Below are 15,078 nucleotides of genomic sequence, written 5' to 3' on the forward strand. Positions count from 1 at the left end.
CGTTACGCACCCGTGCGCCACTTTCCCAATGAGCAAGCCCATTGGTATCGTTCGACTTGCATGTATTAGGCCTGCCGCTAGCGTTCATCCTGAGCCAGGATCAAACTCTCCATTGTAAAATGTTATGTTTGAACACTGACCATTCTTAACTTGTATTAATAATAGTCTTATTCTAATTATATTGTCTAGTTAGATTCTGACTTGAAAAAATAGCTTTGGTTTTCATGTACTTTGAAACCGTACTATCTTACCTTGCTATACTTTATAAATGACATCTCTTTAATGAACTTCGCGAATCACCTCACGGATCTTCTTTATATTTCTTCGTTTCCTTTTCTTCAGTTTCAACCTGGTCTTAATGTTCCTGATCTCTGTTTCGATTTTTCAACGTTTCAATCTTTTTATTCCGTTAACAAACTCCGTTTGATAACTCCCGTTCTGTTTGGGATTGCAAAGGTAGAAATCTTTTTGGTATTGTCAAGCTTTTTTATCAAACTTTATATCTTTTATTTTCCGAGTCTTTCAACTCATCATAAAGAAATACCAATCTCTTTTTCTAACCCCTTATTTCAACCTTCATCTTTATCCTTTTCACACAAACCCTTCCTCCGAAGCGGGATGCAAAAGTAGGAAAATTATACGCCCCCACAAACTTAAATAAACTATTATCTCTAAACAAGCCATAACTCACTGAAAAACAATAAGAAAAACTAAAAAAATATAAACCAACAGAAATAGCGATTCAGAATGGCCATACAAGCTGCCCCATACATGGTAGTATATATATACACCTATCGTTCGGTCAGGCTCCAAGGCAAACAGGTACTTCCTAGGTACCTCAGCCCTACCTCACAGGTACATCATAGGTGTAAACACCTTCCATATACCTGCCATGTACCTATGAGGTAGGGAGAATCTAACTGTTTGTCTTAGACCCTGCCTGAATTACCCCCAACTAGAACCTTATTCCACAAAAAAGCCCTTACGATATTTCTATCAAAAGGGCCTATCTAAAATTAAAACTGAGTATTAAAAGTTGAAATACGATTTAGCGTTATTATAACAGATATCTTGTACCACCTGTCCAATCCACTCCGTGTTGTCCGGCAATTCGCCTTTTTCTACGTCTTCGCCAAACAGATTACATAAAATACGTCTGAAATACTCATGGCGAGGGTAAGAAAGGAAGCTCCTTGAATCGGTAAGCATACCTACGAAACGACTCAACAGCCCCATATTAGACAAAGCGTTGATCTGTTTAATCATTCCATCCTTCTGATCAAGGAACCACCATCCCGATCCCCATTGCACTTTTCCTGCAACAGTTCCATCGTTATAATTTCCAATCATAGTTGCCATCAATTCATTATCGGCTGGATTTAGGTTATACAAAATGGTCTTAGCCAATCTGTTCTGCGAATCCAAGTTGTTTAAAAATTTAGATAGCTGTTTACCCTGACTAAAATCACCTATTGAATCAAAACCTGTATCGGGTCCTAACTGACTTAACAACCTATTGTTGTTGTTTCTTAAAGCACCAAGGTGATATTGTTGTACCCAACCTTTCTCATGATCCCAAAGGGCAAATTCGAACAACATAGCCGATTTAAACTTTAACACCTCCCCTAACGTTAAAGCTGCATTAGCCCTAATCTTTGTAAAAATAGTCTTCACCTCTGCTAGCGTATAGTCCTCTGCATAAATCTGCTCCAAACCATGGTCAGAAACTGTACAGCCATTGGCTGCGAAATAATCATGGCGCGATTTCAAAGCTGAAAGATAAACGTCCAGATCGTTAATTTCTCCACCTGTCAATTCTGCAAGCTTATTGATATAAACGTTTAATCCCGCTACATCATCAGCATTCATAGCCTTATCTGGTCTAAAAGCTGGGAATACATTTATATCTACCCCATCATTCTTGATTTTCTGGTGAAACTCCAAGCTATCAAGCGGATCATCAGTAGTACATAAAGTTTCCACCTTCATTTTGCGAAGTAAGTTCTGAACAGAATACTCTGCCGTTTGAAGTTTAGCAGTACATTCATTATATATACGTTCTGCATTATCCCCCGACAATACTTCATGTATATCAAAATAGCGTTGTAGTTCCAGGTGCGTCCAATGATACAATGGGTTTCTTAAAGTATAAGGAACTGTTTCTGCCCATTTTTTAAATTTCTCCAGATCAGTTGCTCCCCCGGTAATATAATATTCATCCACGCCATTTGCCCGCATAGCACGCCATTTATAATGGTCGCCCGCCAACCAAACCTGTGTAATGTTTTCAAAATTGATATCATTTGCAATCTGCTCAGGAATCAAATGATTGTGATAATCAATCACCGGCATATGCTTGGCATAATTATGATACAGCTTCTCTGCTGTTTTAGTTTCTAAAAGAAAATTATCATCTAAAAAATTCTTCATCTAACGCTACTTGTATATAGTATATATATGTTGATTATTTATGTCGTGCCCCTTACAAGGAAACACCTCTTTTCCACGGAATAAAATCATCCTGAATGTGGCGCACTGCACTTACAGTGGTTGTACCGCTTGCAACACCAATTACATAATCCAAAATCCGGCTACCCGCCTCTTTAATGGTTTCGTCGCCATCAATAATAGGCCCTGTATCCAAATCAATGATGTCATTCATCTTGTTAAACAATTTGGTATTACTCGATATTTTAATCACTGGAGCAATAGGATTACCCGTTGGTGTGCCCAATCCTGTAGTAAAAAGCACCACGTTAGCCCCCGATCCTACTTCGGCAGTTGTAGACTCCACATCATTACCCGGCGTACACAATAAGTTCAACCCTGGTTTAGAAACTTTCTCTGGATAATCTAATACTGCAACAACAGGAGAAGTCCCTCCTTTTTTAGCAGCACCAGCAGATTTAATGGCATCAGTAATCAAACCATCTTTGATGTTACCCGGTGAAGGGTTCATATCAAAACCAGAACCAGCTTCGGTCGCTCTTTTGCTATATGTTTTCATCAGATGCTCAAAACGCTCAGCATCTTCCTTATCTACACAACGATCGCTCAGATTTTGCTCTACACCACAAAGTTCAGGGAACTCTGCAAGAATCACTGATCCACCAAGCGCTACCAATAAATCAGAAGCATAACCAATTGCCGGGTTTGCTGATATTCCGGAGAAACCATCAGAACCACCACATTCCAGACCGATACAAAGGTTACTTAATGCAGCGGGCTTTCTTTCGTTCGCATTGGCTTGAATCAAACCAGCAAAAGTTTGTTTAATCGCTTGTCCCAATAATTCCGATTCTTTACCTATCGTTTGCTGATCCAGAATATAAAGCGGCTTATCAAAATTACGGCTCCTTTTTTCTATCTCTTCTTTAAGGATGCTTACCTGTGCATTCTGGCAGCCTAAGCTTAAAACCGTTGCACCGGCAACATTTGGATGGGTAATATAACCAGCTAACAAACCACAAAGGGTTTCAGAATCCTGACGAGTACCACCACAGCCACCTGTATGTGTTAAAAACTTAATGCCGTCCACATTTGGGAACATGCGGTTTTGCTTTGCAACATTTTCCGAATAAGTCAACTCCGCATTTAAAATATCGTTTACGCTGGCACCCTTTTCGTAAAGAGACATCAATTCTTTGGCTTGCACCTGGTAGTTTTCATTTCTACCATAACCAAGATTGTTCATCAATGCTTCCTGGATCACCTCAAGGTTCCTGTTTTCACAAAAAACCATTGGTATCACCAACCAGTAGTTGGCTGTTCCTACCTGCCCATCCGTACGATGAAAGCCATTAAAGGTTCTGCCTTTCCATTCAGTAATGTCCGGTTTTTCCCAATCGATGTGTGCATCCGTAGTGTTAAACTCCGTTGCAGCATGTTTAATATTACTGGTAGTAATAATAGAACCTACCGGAATATCTATTTGGGCCTTACCAACTAAAACACCATACATGATCAACTGATCACCAGCCGCCATATCTGTAGTAGTAAATTTATGCTTTGCAGGTACATTGTCGGTCAGCAAATAAGATTGACCTTCGTAAATCACCTCTTCCCCTTTCACAAGGTCCGTAAGCGCAACTAGCACATTATCTTTAGGGTGAACCTTTAATATTCTTTGCTTCATTATTTTGATACTTGTAGTGATTGATCAATGCTATTCAAAGCATTAGCCACGCCGTTTTTCAATATATTGTTATAATTCTCTTTTACAGTACGATTAAAACCATCAAGTGCCGAAAGATCAGCCCCCCATAATGCACTGTTCGCTAATAATAAATCTACGTAATCTGCCTCACTTTGTTGGGCAACCTCATGGAAATATGACGCTTCGTCATCAGTAATCAGGTATTCTTTACCTTCGTAAGTTCCAAAATACTGGTTGCCTTCTTTTCTTGCTACTTTCATAAACAACAGGAATGCAGCAAAACCGAAAGCAATGTGACTTGGTACTTTATTGTTTATTTTATAATAGTTTAGCAATACCGGTAGCACCCTGATTTTCATTTTCATGGTGTACTGAAAAGTAATGTTGATCCATAAATGCTCAATATTTGGATTGGCAAAACGATCAATTACTGTGTTGGCAAATGCTACAGCTTCTCCTTCGGCTACATCATAAGGTATAGCACCCACAATTTCCTGCATCATCAACTCTTTTACGTAGTTGCGGGTAGCCTCATTGTCCATCGCCTTAGTTACCGTATCGATACCCGAAAGGTAGGCTATGCCTGAGGTAAGTGTATGCGATCCGTTTAGCAAACGCACTTTCAATTCTTTAAAGATTTCAATATCAGGTCTTACAATTACCCCTTGATCTGCAGCTTCTAGTCCCAGTAAAGTCGAAACCTTCTCGTCGCCTTCAATTGCCCATAAGCGATAAGGCTCGGCCATAATGATCAGCTCATCGGTGTAGCCAAGCGCTGCTTCTAGTTTTGCTAGCGCAGCGGCATCTGGTTTACCTGGAACAATACGATCTACCAACGAATTGCAAAAACGAATATGTGTATTTAACCATGTCACAAATGCCTCTTCCAATTGGTTAAAAGCTGCAAGCTCAAGTACGATGGCCTCCAATTTCTTTCCATTATCTGAAATCAATTCTGTAGCAATTACGGCAAGATCAGCTGATGCTATTGAGCCTAGAGCTTTATATCTGGCATATAAAACGGCTAACAACTTAGCCGGAAATGATACCGGTGGTTTTTGAGTTGTACTTTCTTTTACCAACTGTATCCCCACTTCTGTGGTATTGGACACAATGATATTTAATTCTGGCGCACTGGCAATCTCCAATATCGTGTCCCAATCCTGGTCTGCAGTAAGTACGCGACTGATGGCTGATGAAATGATATTTTCTTCAACAGCCTGTCCGTTTTCAATCCCTCTTACACAGATTGTGTATAAACCGTCTTGTGCATCAAATTCCTTAGTCCCTCCTTTACTTGTCGATTTAACTACAGCTACCCTGCCGTTAAACAGGCCATTTCTGTTGGCTTTATCTATAAAATAATCAGGCAATCCACGCAACAGAACTCCTGTTCCAAATTGCAATACTTTTTCAGGAAGGTTAAATAGTTCTTCTTTTGGAAGGATTAAATCGACAGCTTTAATGTCGTTTAACGTATCTTTTGATAAGTTCATATTCAGTTTTTAATACGGTCGTAAAACAAGTCTACGCAATTATTATAAGTTAAAAATGCTGTTTCAGCGTAATTATTTACGCAAACGTTATCGATAACGATTGCGTTAAATCGGTGTAACACTAGTTTTACTATCTATTTCTTTTTTATTTGCAATACATTGGATCCGGCTCCATGACCAAACTCAGTTTGCAGCTTTGCGTTTGCAGTATTGGTTTCTGATAATATAATGTCGGCATTTTTATCACCATTTACCTTGATCAATAAATCTGCGTCGGTATAGCTTATGTTTTTCAGTCCAATAGTTTTCCCATTTTGGATATAAATTAAAGGCAGCGCACGCTTGATTTCCAGATGAGCATTAGAAATATTTATATTCTTTGCTTCCTGAATATCAATACCCGCTTTTGCTTTAACGATTAAATGATCTATGTAAATATCGCTGATACTCATTTCTGGCAGGCCTCTAACAAATATAGCTTTCTCAGCGCCATCACAAACTACATTATTGATGTAAAACTTCCTAAACACAGGTGTTTCTTCCGTAACGGGCAGCAACTTCAATTTGGGGTTTTCTCTCGTTTCACCTGCTAATGGTATAGGATCAACTGCAGCATAGTACATATCGAAAAGAATGGCCTCTCCTGCAATGTCTTTCATGTTGATGTTCCTGGCGTAAATGTTTTCTACCACACCACCACGTCCTCTGGTTGTTTTAAAACGCAGCCCAATATCTGTTCCTATAAATGTACAATCTGATATAAAGATATTTCTTGCTCCACCAGACATCTCACTGCCAATTACAAAACCACCATGTGCATGGTATACTGTGCTATTGCGAATAACTACATTTTCTGTTGGCATGCCGCGCTTACGCCCCGCAGCGTCACGACCTGATTTGATACAGATCCCATCATCACCTACATCAAATGTGCTACCTTCTACCAGTACATTTTTACAAGATTCCAGATCCAGTCCGTCGCCATTTTGGGCATACCATGGATTTTTAGCATATACATTTCTGATAGTTAAATCCTCTGTCATTAGCGGATGAAGATTCCATGCTGGTGAATTTTGGAAAGTTACGCCTTCCAGTAAAACGCGTTTACAACTGGTCAACACCATTAAATTAGGACGCAAAAAATCTTTTATTTCGGCATAAAAAGCAGTACTCTTCCCTTTAGCAATCAAGCCGGGATCTTTCATCTTTGAGCCTTTAAGTGATTTTTCTGAAGGATACCAGATCTTCTTATTTTCACTCAAGACTCCACCAGATGCCAACAGGTCTTTCCATTGGCTTTCGGTAAGTTTATCTTTTTTCACCATCCGCCATGCATCTCCCGCTCCATCAATAATACCAAAGCCTGTAATCGCAATATTTTCCTGGTTAGTAGCTGATATAGGAGATTGATTACGCATTTGAGGTATACCTTCCCAACTGCCTTCTACCAATGGATATTGATTAAAATCTTTGGTAAACTGTAGCAAAGCATTCTTTTTTAGGTGCAGGTTTACATTACTTTTCAACTCTATCGGTCCTGTAATCCATAAACCTTCAGGGATGAGGACAACACCACCACCGCGCTTATTGCAATCTGATATTGCTTGGTTAATGCTCTTCGTATTTAAAGTAAGGCCATCATTTTTGGCACCGTATTTAAGAATGCTGATGGTATCATTTTTAAAAGAGGTTGTAGCCACTACTGGCAGGTTATCAAAGGAATATCCTTTTGTAGCATTTGTATTTTGCGCAATGGCATTAAACGAGAAGACAAATAGAGGAACTGCAAATAGAGCAGACACTACTTTTTCATACTTGAACATAAGATTTATATTTGATTTTCACTCAATAAAACAAGTCTACGCAGTTTTAGAGAAGATTTAAACAAAAAGGCGGAAAATAACTGCGCAATCGTTGCCAAAGACAAAATAGGGATATGCTTCTGAGACTGCCTGATCTTAGGCTCCCTGAAAAGGGAGCAAAGCTCAGAAGGTCTCTTCTGCATACCCAATTTTGTAACTAAACTAGTGGAAGTAACTTCATTTTGCGAAGGATCCAATCCTTAATCTAGTAAGGGTTTGTTTTAAATAGTAGGATCCCAGCCTCTGAATATCTGTGCAGTGGTATAGTTCTTAGCTTCTTCATCGCTAAGCTGATGCGACCAGGTTACTCTTTTTTCAGGTTGGGCTCCTATTCCTTTGTTTTTATATTCCGCATAGAAAGCCGTTTGTTCATTACTTTCTTTGCCCCAATTGTGCCAGCCATCTGCTTTTATTACAGGGCTGAGTTCACAGTTAAAAAAAACAGTCTTTGCAGCTGGACGCCATGGCCTACCTAAATAAACAGTTCCATCTGGTGCGGAACCACCCAATTTACAGTTCATAAATACATAGCCATATTTTGTCGTATCTGGGGTAGAGGCAGCGGTAACATAACCGGGTTTCTTGCAAAAAATTTCACATTCCTTAAAAATCGCAGTGGCCGAACCAAATATAAAATCAACTGTACCACTGATAAAGCATTTATAAAAGTACTGTCTGCTTCCTTTTCCGTAAGTATATAGGGTGTCTTGAAAGCCAAGTATTCTGCAATTTAGAAACCTGGCTCTATCCCCGGCAACCCAAAGGGAAACGGCCTGACCAACTGGTCCGGCACTATTCTCAAAAGTGATATTCTCAGCAGTAAAATCATCTGCGTAAATGAAAAAAGAAGAGGATCCAGAAGTACCTATATCTTCTCCGAAACTGTTTTTCTTTTGAGCGTAGTCATCATAAGTTAACACCGTTTTATCCAGACTTTCACCTAACAATTTCACCTTTCTTTTAGAGGCTGAAAGATTTAGTTTCTCTTTATATACCCCGCCTTTAATGAGTATGGTAGTGGTTGTGTTTCTAAAGTCAGGCACAGCGTTTATCGCCTCTTGTACTGTTTTAAAATCACCAGTGCCATCTTTTGCCACCACAAAATCGGCTTTTTGGGCAAAGGTTTTATAAAAACACATTAGACAGGTAAGGCATAAAAGTAATCTCTTCATTTTCTGGTCGCGAGGTTTGGTTAGTTCTTTGCACAACAAATTACATCGTTTTGATAATAGATTATTCAAATCAGGCTCTTTAATTTGCGCAATCGTTCCCAATATAATTAGTCTCGCCATTAACATTATGAGAATGTCGCCATCTGATATTATAAGAATAACGTTATATTGCATCTTATTTAGTTTTTATGTTCGAGCCACCTACCTTAAAAGATATCGCGAATGCCCTAGGACTATCAACTTCTACTGTTTCCAGGGCTCTAAGGGATACTTATGAGATTAGTGCAAAAACTAAAAAACTAGTCTTTGAATATGCTGAAAAGATAAACTATCAGCCTAATCCGAATGCTTTAAGTTTAAAAGAACGAAGAACGAAATCGATTGGGGTGGTAGTCAGTGAAGTCGCCAATCATTATTTTTCTCAGGCCATCAATGGCATTGAATCTATTGCATACGACAGAGGGTACCATGTAATCATTACACAAACTCATGAATCTTACGCCAGAGAAAAAATAAACATACAACACCTTGCATCCCGTTCTATTGATGGCTTACTGATTTCTCTCTCTGCCGAAACCTCTGATACCGCTCATTTAAAATACTTACATGAAAGAGGTATGCCCATGGTCTTTTTTGATCGGGTTCCTAATGACATCCATACGCATAAAATCACGGCAAATAACGAGCAGGGTGCATTCGAGGCTACAGTACATCTGATTAAATCAGGCTATAAGAAAATTGCCCACCTCACCAGTTCAGATCATCTATCTATAAGTATTGAGCGTTTACGTGGGTATACCGCCGCGCTGAATAAATATAACATTTCAGTAAATCCCGAATACATTAAACATTGCCCACATGGGGGTATGTTTCCAGAAGAAACAGAACAGGCAGTTTTAGAACTGATCAACCTAAAGGATAAGCCTGATGCAATTTTTATAGCTGGTGATCGCCTATCCATTGGTTGCCTTGAAGTCTTGAAAAAACTGAACATTAAAGTTCCTGAACAAATTGCACTCGCAGGATTCAGCAACTCTGATGTACTAAACCTTTTTGAGTATCCCATCAGCTCTGTTCGACAACCCGCATTTAGAATGGGGGAAACTGCAACAGAAATGCTGCTGCAGCTCATAGAAAGTAAATATCCGGTAACAGACTTTGAAGATAAGGTGATTGATACCGAATTATTTACCCGCAACTAATACTTTTACTTTGTCATCAACTTACCGTTGATCGTTACATTTTCCAACTTAAAATTCTTCACATGATCAATCTTCATTGGCGTTTTTACACCACGAATATTGCAATTGATCATTCTTAGATTTTCAACCGGCGATTCTTTATAAGCGTTTACAAAAATAGCATAGTCGCCACCTTTCTCTACATCAATATTTTCCACCCAAATATTTCTAATCACGGGCATAAAATCACCCGGCTTCTCATAAAACATGTTACATGTAACCGCAGCATCGCGATAGGCGCCCACTTTGATGTCTTTCATAAACACGTTTTCAATAATACCACCTCTGCTAGAGCTCGTTTTCAATCTTAAAATCCGGTCTAAATTTGGACTGTCCATGATGCAATTGATGGCAAAAATATTCCTTGCTCCACCTGATATTTCACTACCAATAACCACTCCACCATGTCCATCCTTCATCTCACAATTCTCTATGATGTGATTTTCAGCAGCTCTCCCAATTCTACGACCATCCTGATCTCTTCCAGATTTAATAGCAATACAATCATCGCCTGTATCAAAATAACAATTCCTAATGAGTACATTTTTACAAGATTCAGGATCAATACCATCCGTATTGGAACCATGGGCAATAATCCTTAGGTTTTCCATGGTTACATTTTCGCACAATACAGGATTTACATTCCACATTGGTGAGTTAACCATCTTTACATCAGAGATCAGAATATTATTGCAGCTATAAAGCTGGATAAAATTAGGGCGTAAAAAGTCGTCCTCACCAAATACCCTCGTCTTAGGATTGGTTTGTTTATGATTTAACTCGTGCAACAGATCTCTTGCTTTAACTTGCTTTGATGGTTTTCCCACATTCCATGCATACCAATCTTTATACGTCGCATTGCCATCCAATATTCCTGTACCTGTAATCGCAATATTTTTCTGACCATAGGCGTAAATCAATGCGGAGTAATTCATCAACTCCATACCTTCCCATCGACCAAACACAATTGGATAGTGCTTGGGATTTACACTAAACGTAATTTTTGCGCTGTCTGCTAAATGCAGGTTTACATTACTTTTTAAGTGAATGGCACCGGTTAAGAAATTACCAAAAGGGACAACTACCCTTCCGCCACCATTTTTAGCACAATCCGCAATGGCTTTTTTAAAAGCTTCTGTATTCAGCGCTTTCCCATCCCCTTTTGCACCGTACTTGGTGATCAAAAAATCTTTAGCAGGAAAAACCGGTGCCTTGATCTGCTTCCTGATCTTTGCCATTTCCGCTAATGGTTCTGCCGTAGTTTTCCAAACTGTAATCGGTTGTTGTGCGCTAACGCCCAAAACCAGCATTACAAAAATTATTGCCATCAAGCCACTCAGCTTATACTTAGCATTTGTCGTATACCCCATCATTGTACCTATTTAAAATAAAAAATCATTTACTATTTCTTTTTAGCCACTCTGGATAAGCCTTTTCAAGCACTTTTTTTGGCCAGTTCCCATACCAGGCATATCCATTACGTCGCTCATAACCGATATCTTGAATGGAATATTTCACAATACCATCACGGTCACAAAAGAAAGGCCTGTTGGTTCCAATCTCATAATATCTTGCCCATATGGTGGAGGCAGGATCGGTTACCACTTGTCTATCTTTGCCCAATTCTGTACCTGGAGCTGGCACATCAATCACTTTGTAACCCGAAATTTTCACAGCCTGAAACCATTCTACGGCTGCATTTACAGCATCCTTGATTTCCTTTGAAGGGTTTGGTTGGCTCATTAAGAACTCAACAATTTCATCACTTTCAGAACCACTTATAGAAGGCAACTCGTAAGCTCTGGCCTTTGCGGGTTCTAATGTCCGTTCATCATACTGTTGACACCAAGCGGTAAGCTTACCCTTTACTTTGATCTGCGTTTTCAGGATACAATCAATCCCCTTCTTTATGGCATTGGCACCAGGCTCAATTAACTTCGGACTAACTACATCAAAGTCATTCTTCTTTAACACCACATCTTGCAGAACATTCAATGCATTGATCATCGCATTGTCGTTATAGGTAATATGAGCTCTATAAAGATGCTTATCTGGATAATATTGTGGCCATCCACCATTTTGATACTGGGCCTTTAACAGATAGCGAATACCATTCTCAGCAGCTGCAAGATATTTTGGATTGTTTTCTTTTTTATAAGCCTTTACTAAATACCTAATTTCCTTTGCGGTCGAGCCATTATCAATATTGGCATCATCTCTTGCTGCTTCTTCTGCTATCTCAGATTTTTGGCTCTCCGAAAACTCAACATCGTATTTAAAGGCTTTACCTTTAAACTGTTTAGACCAGCCTCCACTTCCCCGTTGGAACAGCAGCATATTATCAGCCTGCAGATCCTGAGCGTTAACCTCTACAAAAAACAGACAGGCCACACCAGTCAGCACAATCTTTGTTATATTTTTATATGATTTCATTGTTTATATTTTCGGTTAATTATGATTTTAAATTCCTGACAACGGGTTCCAATTATCCGCACCGCCAAGTATATTTTTAAGTGTATAGGATTTTATTGCTTTTGCATTTAACTGATGCGACCAAACTACACGGGCTTTTGCAGCTGCACCCGGCCCCTTACTCCCAAATTCAGCATAATAGGTCGTTTTCTCTTTATTAGGAAACATAGCATCGCCTTTCCAAGGGTTCCAGCCTTCGGGCGTGACGTGGCTACCTAAGTCACAGTTTATAAAAACCGTTTTTGCGTAAGGCCGCCATGGTCTGCCCAGATATACTTTTGTTACTTTTTCTGCAGCTTTAAGCGTGCAGTTAAAAAGCACAAAGCCAAATTTCTGATTGGCTCTTGTAGCCGCGGCTGTTACATAAGAATTACTAAGGCTGTTAATGGTACAGTTTTGAAAAACTACTGTCGCTTCACCAAAAATAAAATCCGTAGTACCCTCTATGAAGCAATCCTGGTAAAAGTGCCTGCTTTTCGCTGTCGCGGCATAAAGCGTATCCTGAAAGCCCAATAGTTTGCAGTTTTTCGCAACAAAGCGATCACCCTCCACATGTAATGCGACAGCCTGTCCCACTGCACCAGCAGTGTTGGCTATGGTCAGATTTTCTATACTTAAATCATTCCCTTGCACCAACACGGTATAGGAAGTATAAGTCGTAAACTTGTCTTTACCAAAAGCATCCTTCCCCTGCGGATAAACCTTTCCAGAAAAATCATTATTAGTGATGATGGTATTTTCCTTATCCTCTCCAATCAATGAGATGTTTGTCTTCCAGGAAGGAATAACCAGCTTCTCTTTATAGATTCCTATTTTAATAAAAATCTTCACCCTTTTCTCTCCTAAATCACGTACTGCATTTACAGCTTCTTGTATTGTTTTATAGTTACCAGTCCCATCCTGGGCGACAGTAATCTCCAGTGGAAAAGCGGTTGGCTGTGCCAAGAGTTGCGTTACGCAGCATACAAAGCATAGTACAATTAATAACGAAGTCCTTAACAAATATCTCATTTATATACATTTAGTTGACTGGTTCAATTCTGAACCAATCGAAATCAACATAACCTGAATCATTAATTTTAATATCTCTGGTACAGAACAGGCCAACTTTAGCACCTACCCATTGTCCAGGCGTTGCCACAAACTCACTTCCTGCATCTTGAAATTTCTGGCCATCCGTACTATAACTGAATTTGCATTTTCCACCTTTGTTTACATTTACCCTTAAGTACAAGGTAGCAGCATCCAGTTTGGTTAGCGTTGTTTCTATTTCTTTGCTTCCCTTATGCGCATTTTTACAAACCGAGTAAACCAGATAGTTTCCTCCCTTTTTACTTTTAATAGAAAGATTAGCATAACTCTGTCCCATAATGATCAATCCTGCTTTTTCATTTTCAATCTTTGTATTGGGCGAAAACGTAAGCTTTGCCGTTGCTTTAAATTCCTCAGTTGGAAATTTCTGTAATAAGATATTGGGTACATCCCAATAATTCTTTGCACTGTCCGGCATCTGATCAGAGAATAATCTAAGTGTTCCTTTACTCGTATTCATAAACGACCAGGTTGCTTTTGGATTCGCCTGCCATTGCCATTGAAGCCCCAAAACTCTGCTATTAAATTCATCACTTTCTACAGGAGTCAGAATGGGATAAACCTTACCTACATTCGGTTTTTTATAGGTCATTACCGGCTCCCCGATCCCATCTCCATCTTTATCAACGCCAATAACCGGCCAGTCGTTGATCCATTTCATAGGTTGCAAATGCACAACCCTGCCATACGCATCCTTATCCTGAAAATGCAAAAACCAGTCTTCACCAGTTTGTGTATTTACCCAGGCACCCTGATGTGGACCGTTAACAGCAGTATTACCCTGATCCATTACTACTTTTCGTTCGTATGGACCGTAGATATTTTTAGATCGCAGCACCAATTGCCAGCCGGTAGAGACACCACCTGCAGGTGCAAAAATATAGTAGTAGCCATTACGCTTATAAAATTTAGGGCCTTCAATAGTAGGATCTAATTCATGTCCATCGTAAACCAATACTCCGGCATCCAGTGTTTTAGTTCCTTCAGGGTTTAGTTGCTTAACGGCGATAACGCTCTTTATTCCGGCACGACTTCCCGCATAGGCATAAGCCAGGTAGGCTTTTCCATTATCATCCCAAAACGGACAAGGATCAATCAGCCCCTTACCACCTTCAATTAATATGGGATCAGACCATTCTCCAGCCGGGTTTTTCGCTTTCGTTACATAGATTCCAAAATCTGGATCGGGATAATAGATATAAAACTCACCTTTATAAAAACGGATGGCAGGTGCCCATACGCCATTGCCATGCTGCGTTTTGGAGAAATGATCAAATGGCGGCTGACGTTTTAAAGCATGATTAATAAGTGTCCAGTTCACTAAATCTTTGGAATGTAAAACCGGCAAGCCCGGAACAGCATCAAAACTGGAAGCTACCATATAAAAATCATCGCCTACTCTTATTGCGTCCGGATCAGAGTAATCCGCATCGAGTACCGGGTTTTTATATGTGCCATTACCCTGATCGGCTACCCATACTTTTGAAACATACTTTACTCCGGCAGGAACAGACTGGGCATTTGCCCCCACTGCTCCTGCTAACAAACAGCTGCTGAAAACTAAACGTTTTATATTTTTATTCATAT

At 39.6% G+C, this 15,078-nt stretch carries 10 protein-coding genes and 1 rRNA gene; 1 reads left to right on the forward strand and 10 read right to left on the reverse strand.

Translation table 11 applies throughout. The features are described from left to right. The 6 genes from BLS35_RS25250 to BLS35_RS25275 all read right to left on the reverse strand — a co-directional run. Positions 1–116 (reverse strand): 16S ribosomal RNA (locus BLS35_RS25250); the annotation flags it as partial. A 913-nt stretch (positions 117–1,029) separates the two neighbouring features. Next, a complete protein-coding gene (gene uxaC, locus BLS35_RS25255; RefSeq protein ID WP_090786703.1) occupies positions 1,030–2,430 on the reverse strand; it encodes a glucuronate isomerase in 1,401 nt (466 codons plus the stop codon). A 52-nt stretch (positions 2,431–2,482) separates the two neighbouring features. Then, positions 2,483–4,135, reverse strand: a complete 1,653-nt coding sequence (locus tag BLS35_RS25260; RefSeq protein WP_090786706.1) for a UxaA family hydrolase — start codon at positions 4,133–4,135, stop codon at positions 2,483–2,485. After that, complete coding sequence (locus BLS35_RS25265) at positions 4,135–5,652, reverse strand: tagaturonate reductase (RefSeq protein ID WP_090786709.1); 1,518 nt, start codon at positions 5,650–5,652, stop codon at positions 4,135–4,137. Before BLS35_RS25265 ends, BLS35_RS25260 begins: the two co-directional genes overlap by 1 nt. Before the next feature lie 134 nt (positions 5,653–5,786). Continuing rightward, positions 5,787–7,475 carry a glycoside hydrolase family 28 protein gene (locus tag BLS35_RS25270; protein ID WP_090786712.1) on the reverse strand — a complete coding sequence of 563 codons (1,689 nt, stop codon included), beginning with the start codon at positions 7,473–7,475 and terminating at the stop codon, positions 5,787–5,789. 260 nt (positions 7,476–7,735) lie between these two features. Continuing rightward, a complete protein-coding gene (locus BLS35_RS25275) occupies positions 7,736–8,686 on the reverse strand; it encodes a pectinesterase family protein (RefSeq protein ID WP_090786887.1) in 951 nt (316 codons plus the stop codon). A 188-nt stretch (positions 8,687–8,874) separates the two neighbouring features. Here BLS35_RS25275 and BLS35_RS25280 point away from each other — a divergent pair, with 188 nt between their 5' ends. Then, the gene (locus BLS35_RS25280) at positions 8,875–9,888 is read left to right on the forward strand and encodes a LacI family DNA-binding transcriptional regulator (RefSeq protein ID WP_090786717.1); all 1,014 of its coding nucleotides are present in this window, start codon (positions 8,875–8,877) and stop codon (positions 9,886–9,888) included. Between the two features lie 5 nt (positions 9,889–9,893). Here BLS35_RS25280 and BLS35_RS25285 read toward each other — a convergent pair whose 3' ends face one another. Genes BLS35_RS25285 through BLS35_RS25300 form a run of 4 tightly spaced genes read right to left on the reverse strand, consistent with a single transcriptional unit; the run spans position 9,894 to position 15,076 of the window. Beyond that, complete coding sequence (locus BLS35_RS25285) at positions 9,894–11,300, reverse strand: glycoside hydrolase family 28 protein (protein ID WP_254779131.1); 1,407 nt, start codon at positions 11,298–11,300, stop codon at positions 9,894–9,896. Positions 11,301–11,322: 22 nt separating this feature from the next. Then, positions 11,323–12,360: a pectate lyase gene (gene pelA, locus BLS35_RS25290; RefSeq protein ID WP_090786723.1), complete on the reverse strand. Its 1,038-nt coding sequence runs from the start codon at positions 12,358–12,360 to the stop codon at positions 11,323–11,325. Between the two features lie 27 nt (positions 12,361–12,387). Continuing rightward, entirely contained in the window at positions 12,388–13,410 is a 1,023-nt protein-coding gene (locus BLS35_RS25295) for a pectinesterase family protein (RefSeq protein WP_090786725.1), read from the reverse strand. Positions 13,411–13,420: 10 nt separating this feature from the next. After that, positions 13,421–15,076: a glycoside hydrolase family 43 protein gene (locus BLS35_RS25300; protein ID WP_090786728.1), complete on the reverse strand. Its 1,656-nt coding sequence runs from the start codon at positions 15,074–15,076 to the stop codon at positions 13,421–13,423. Positions 15,077–15,078: the final 2 nt, after the last annotated feature.

This window comes from Pedobacter sp. ok626, from assembly GCF_900100435.1.
Classification (GTDB): domain Bacteria; phylum Bacteroidota; class Bacteroidia; order Sphingobacteriales; family Sphingobacteriaceae; genus Pedobacter.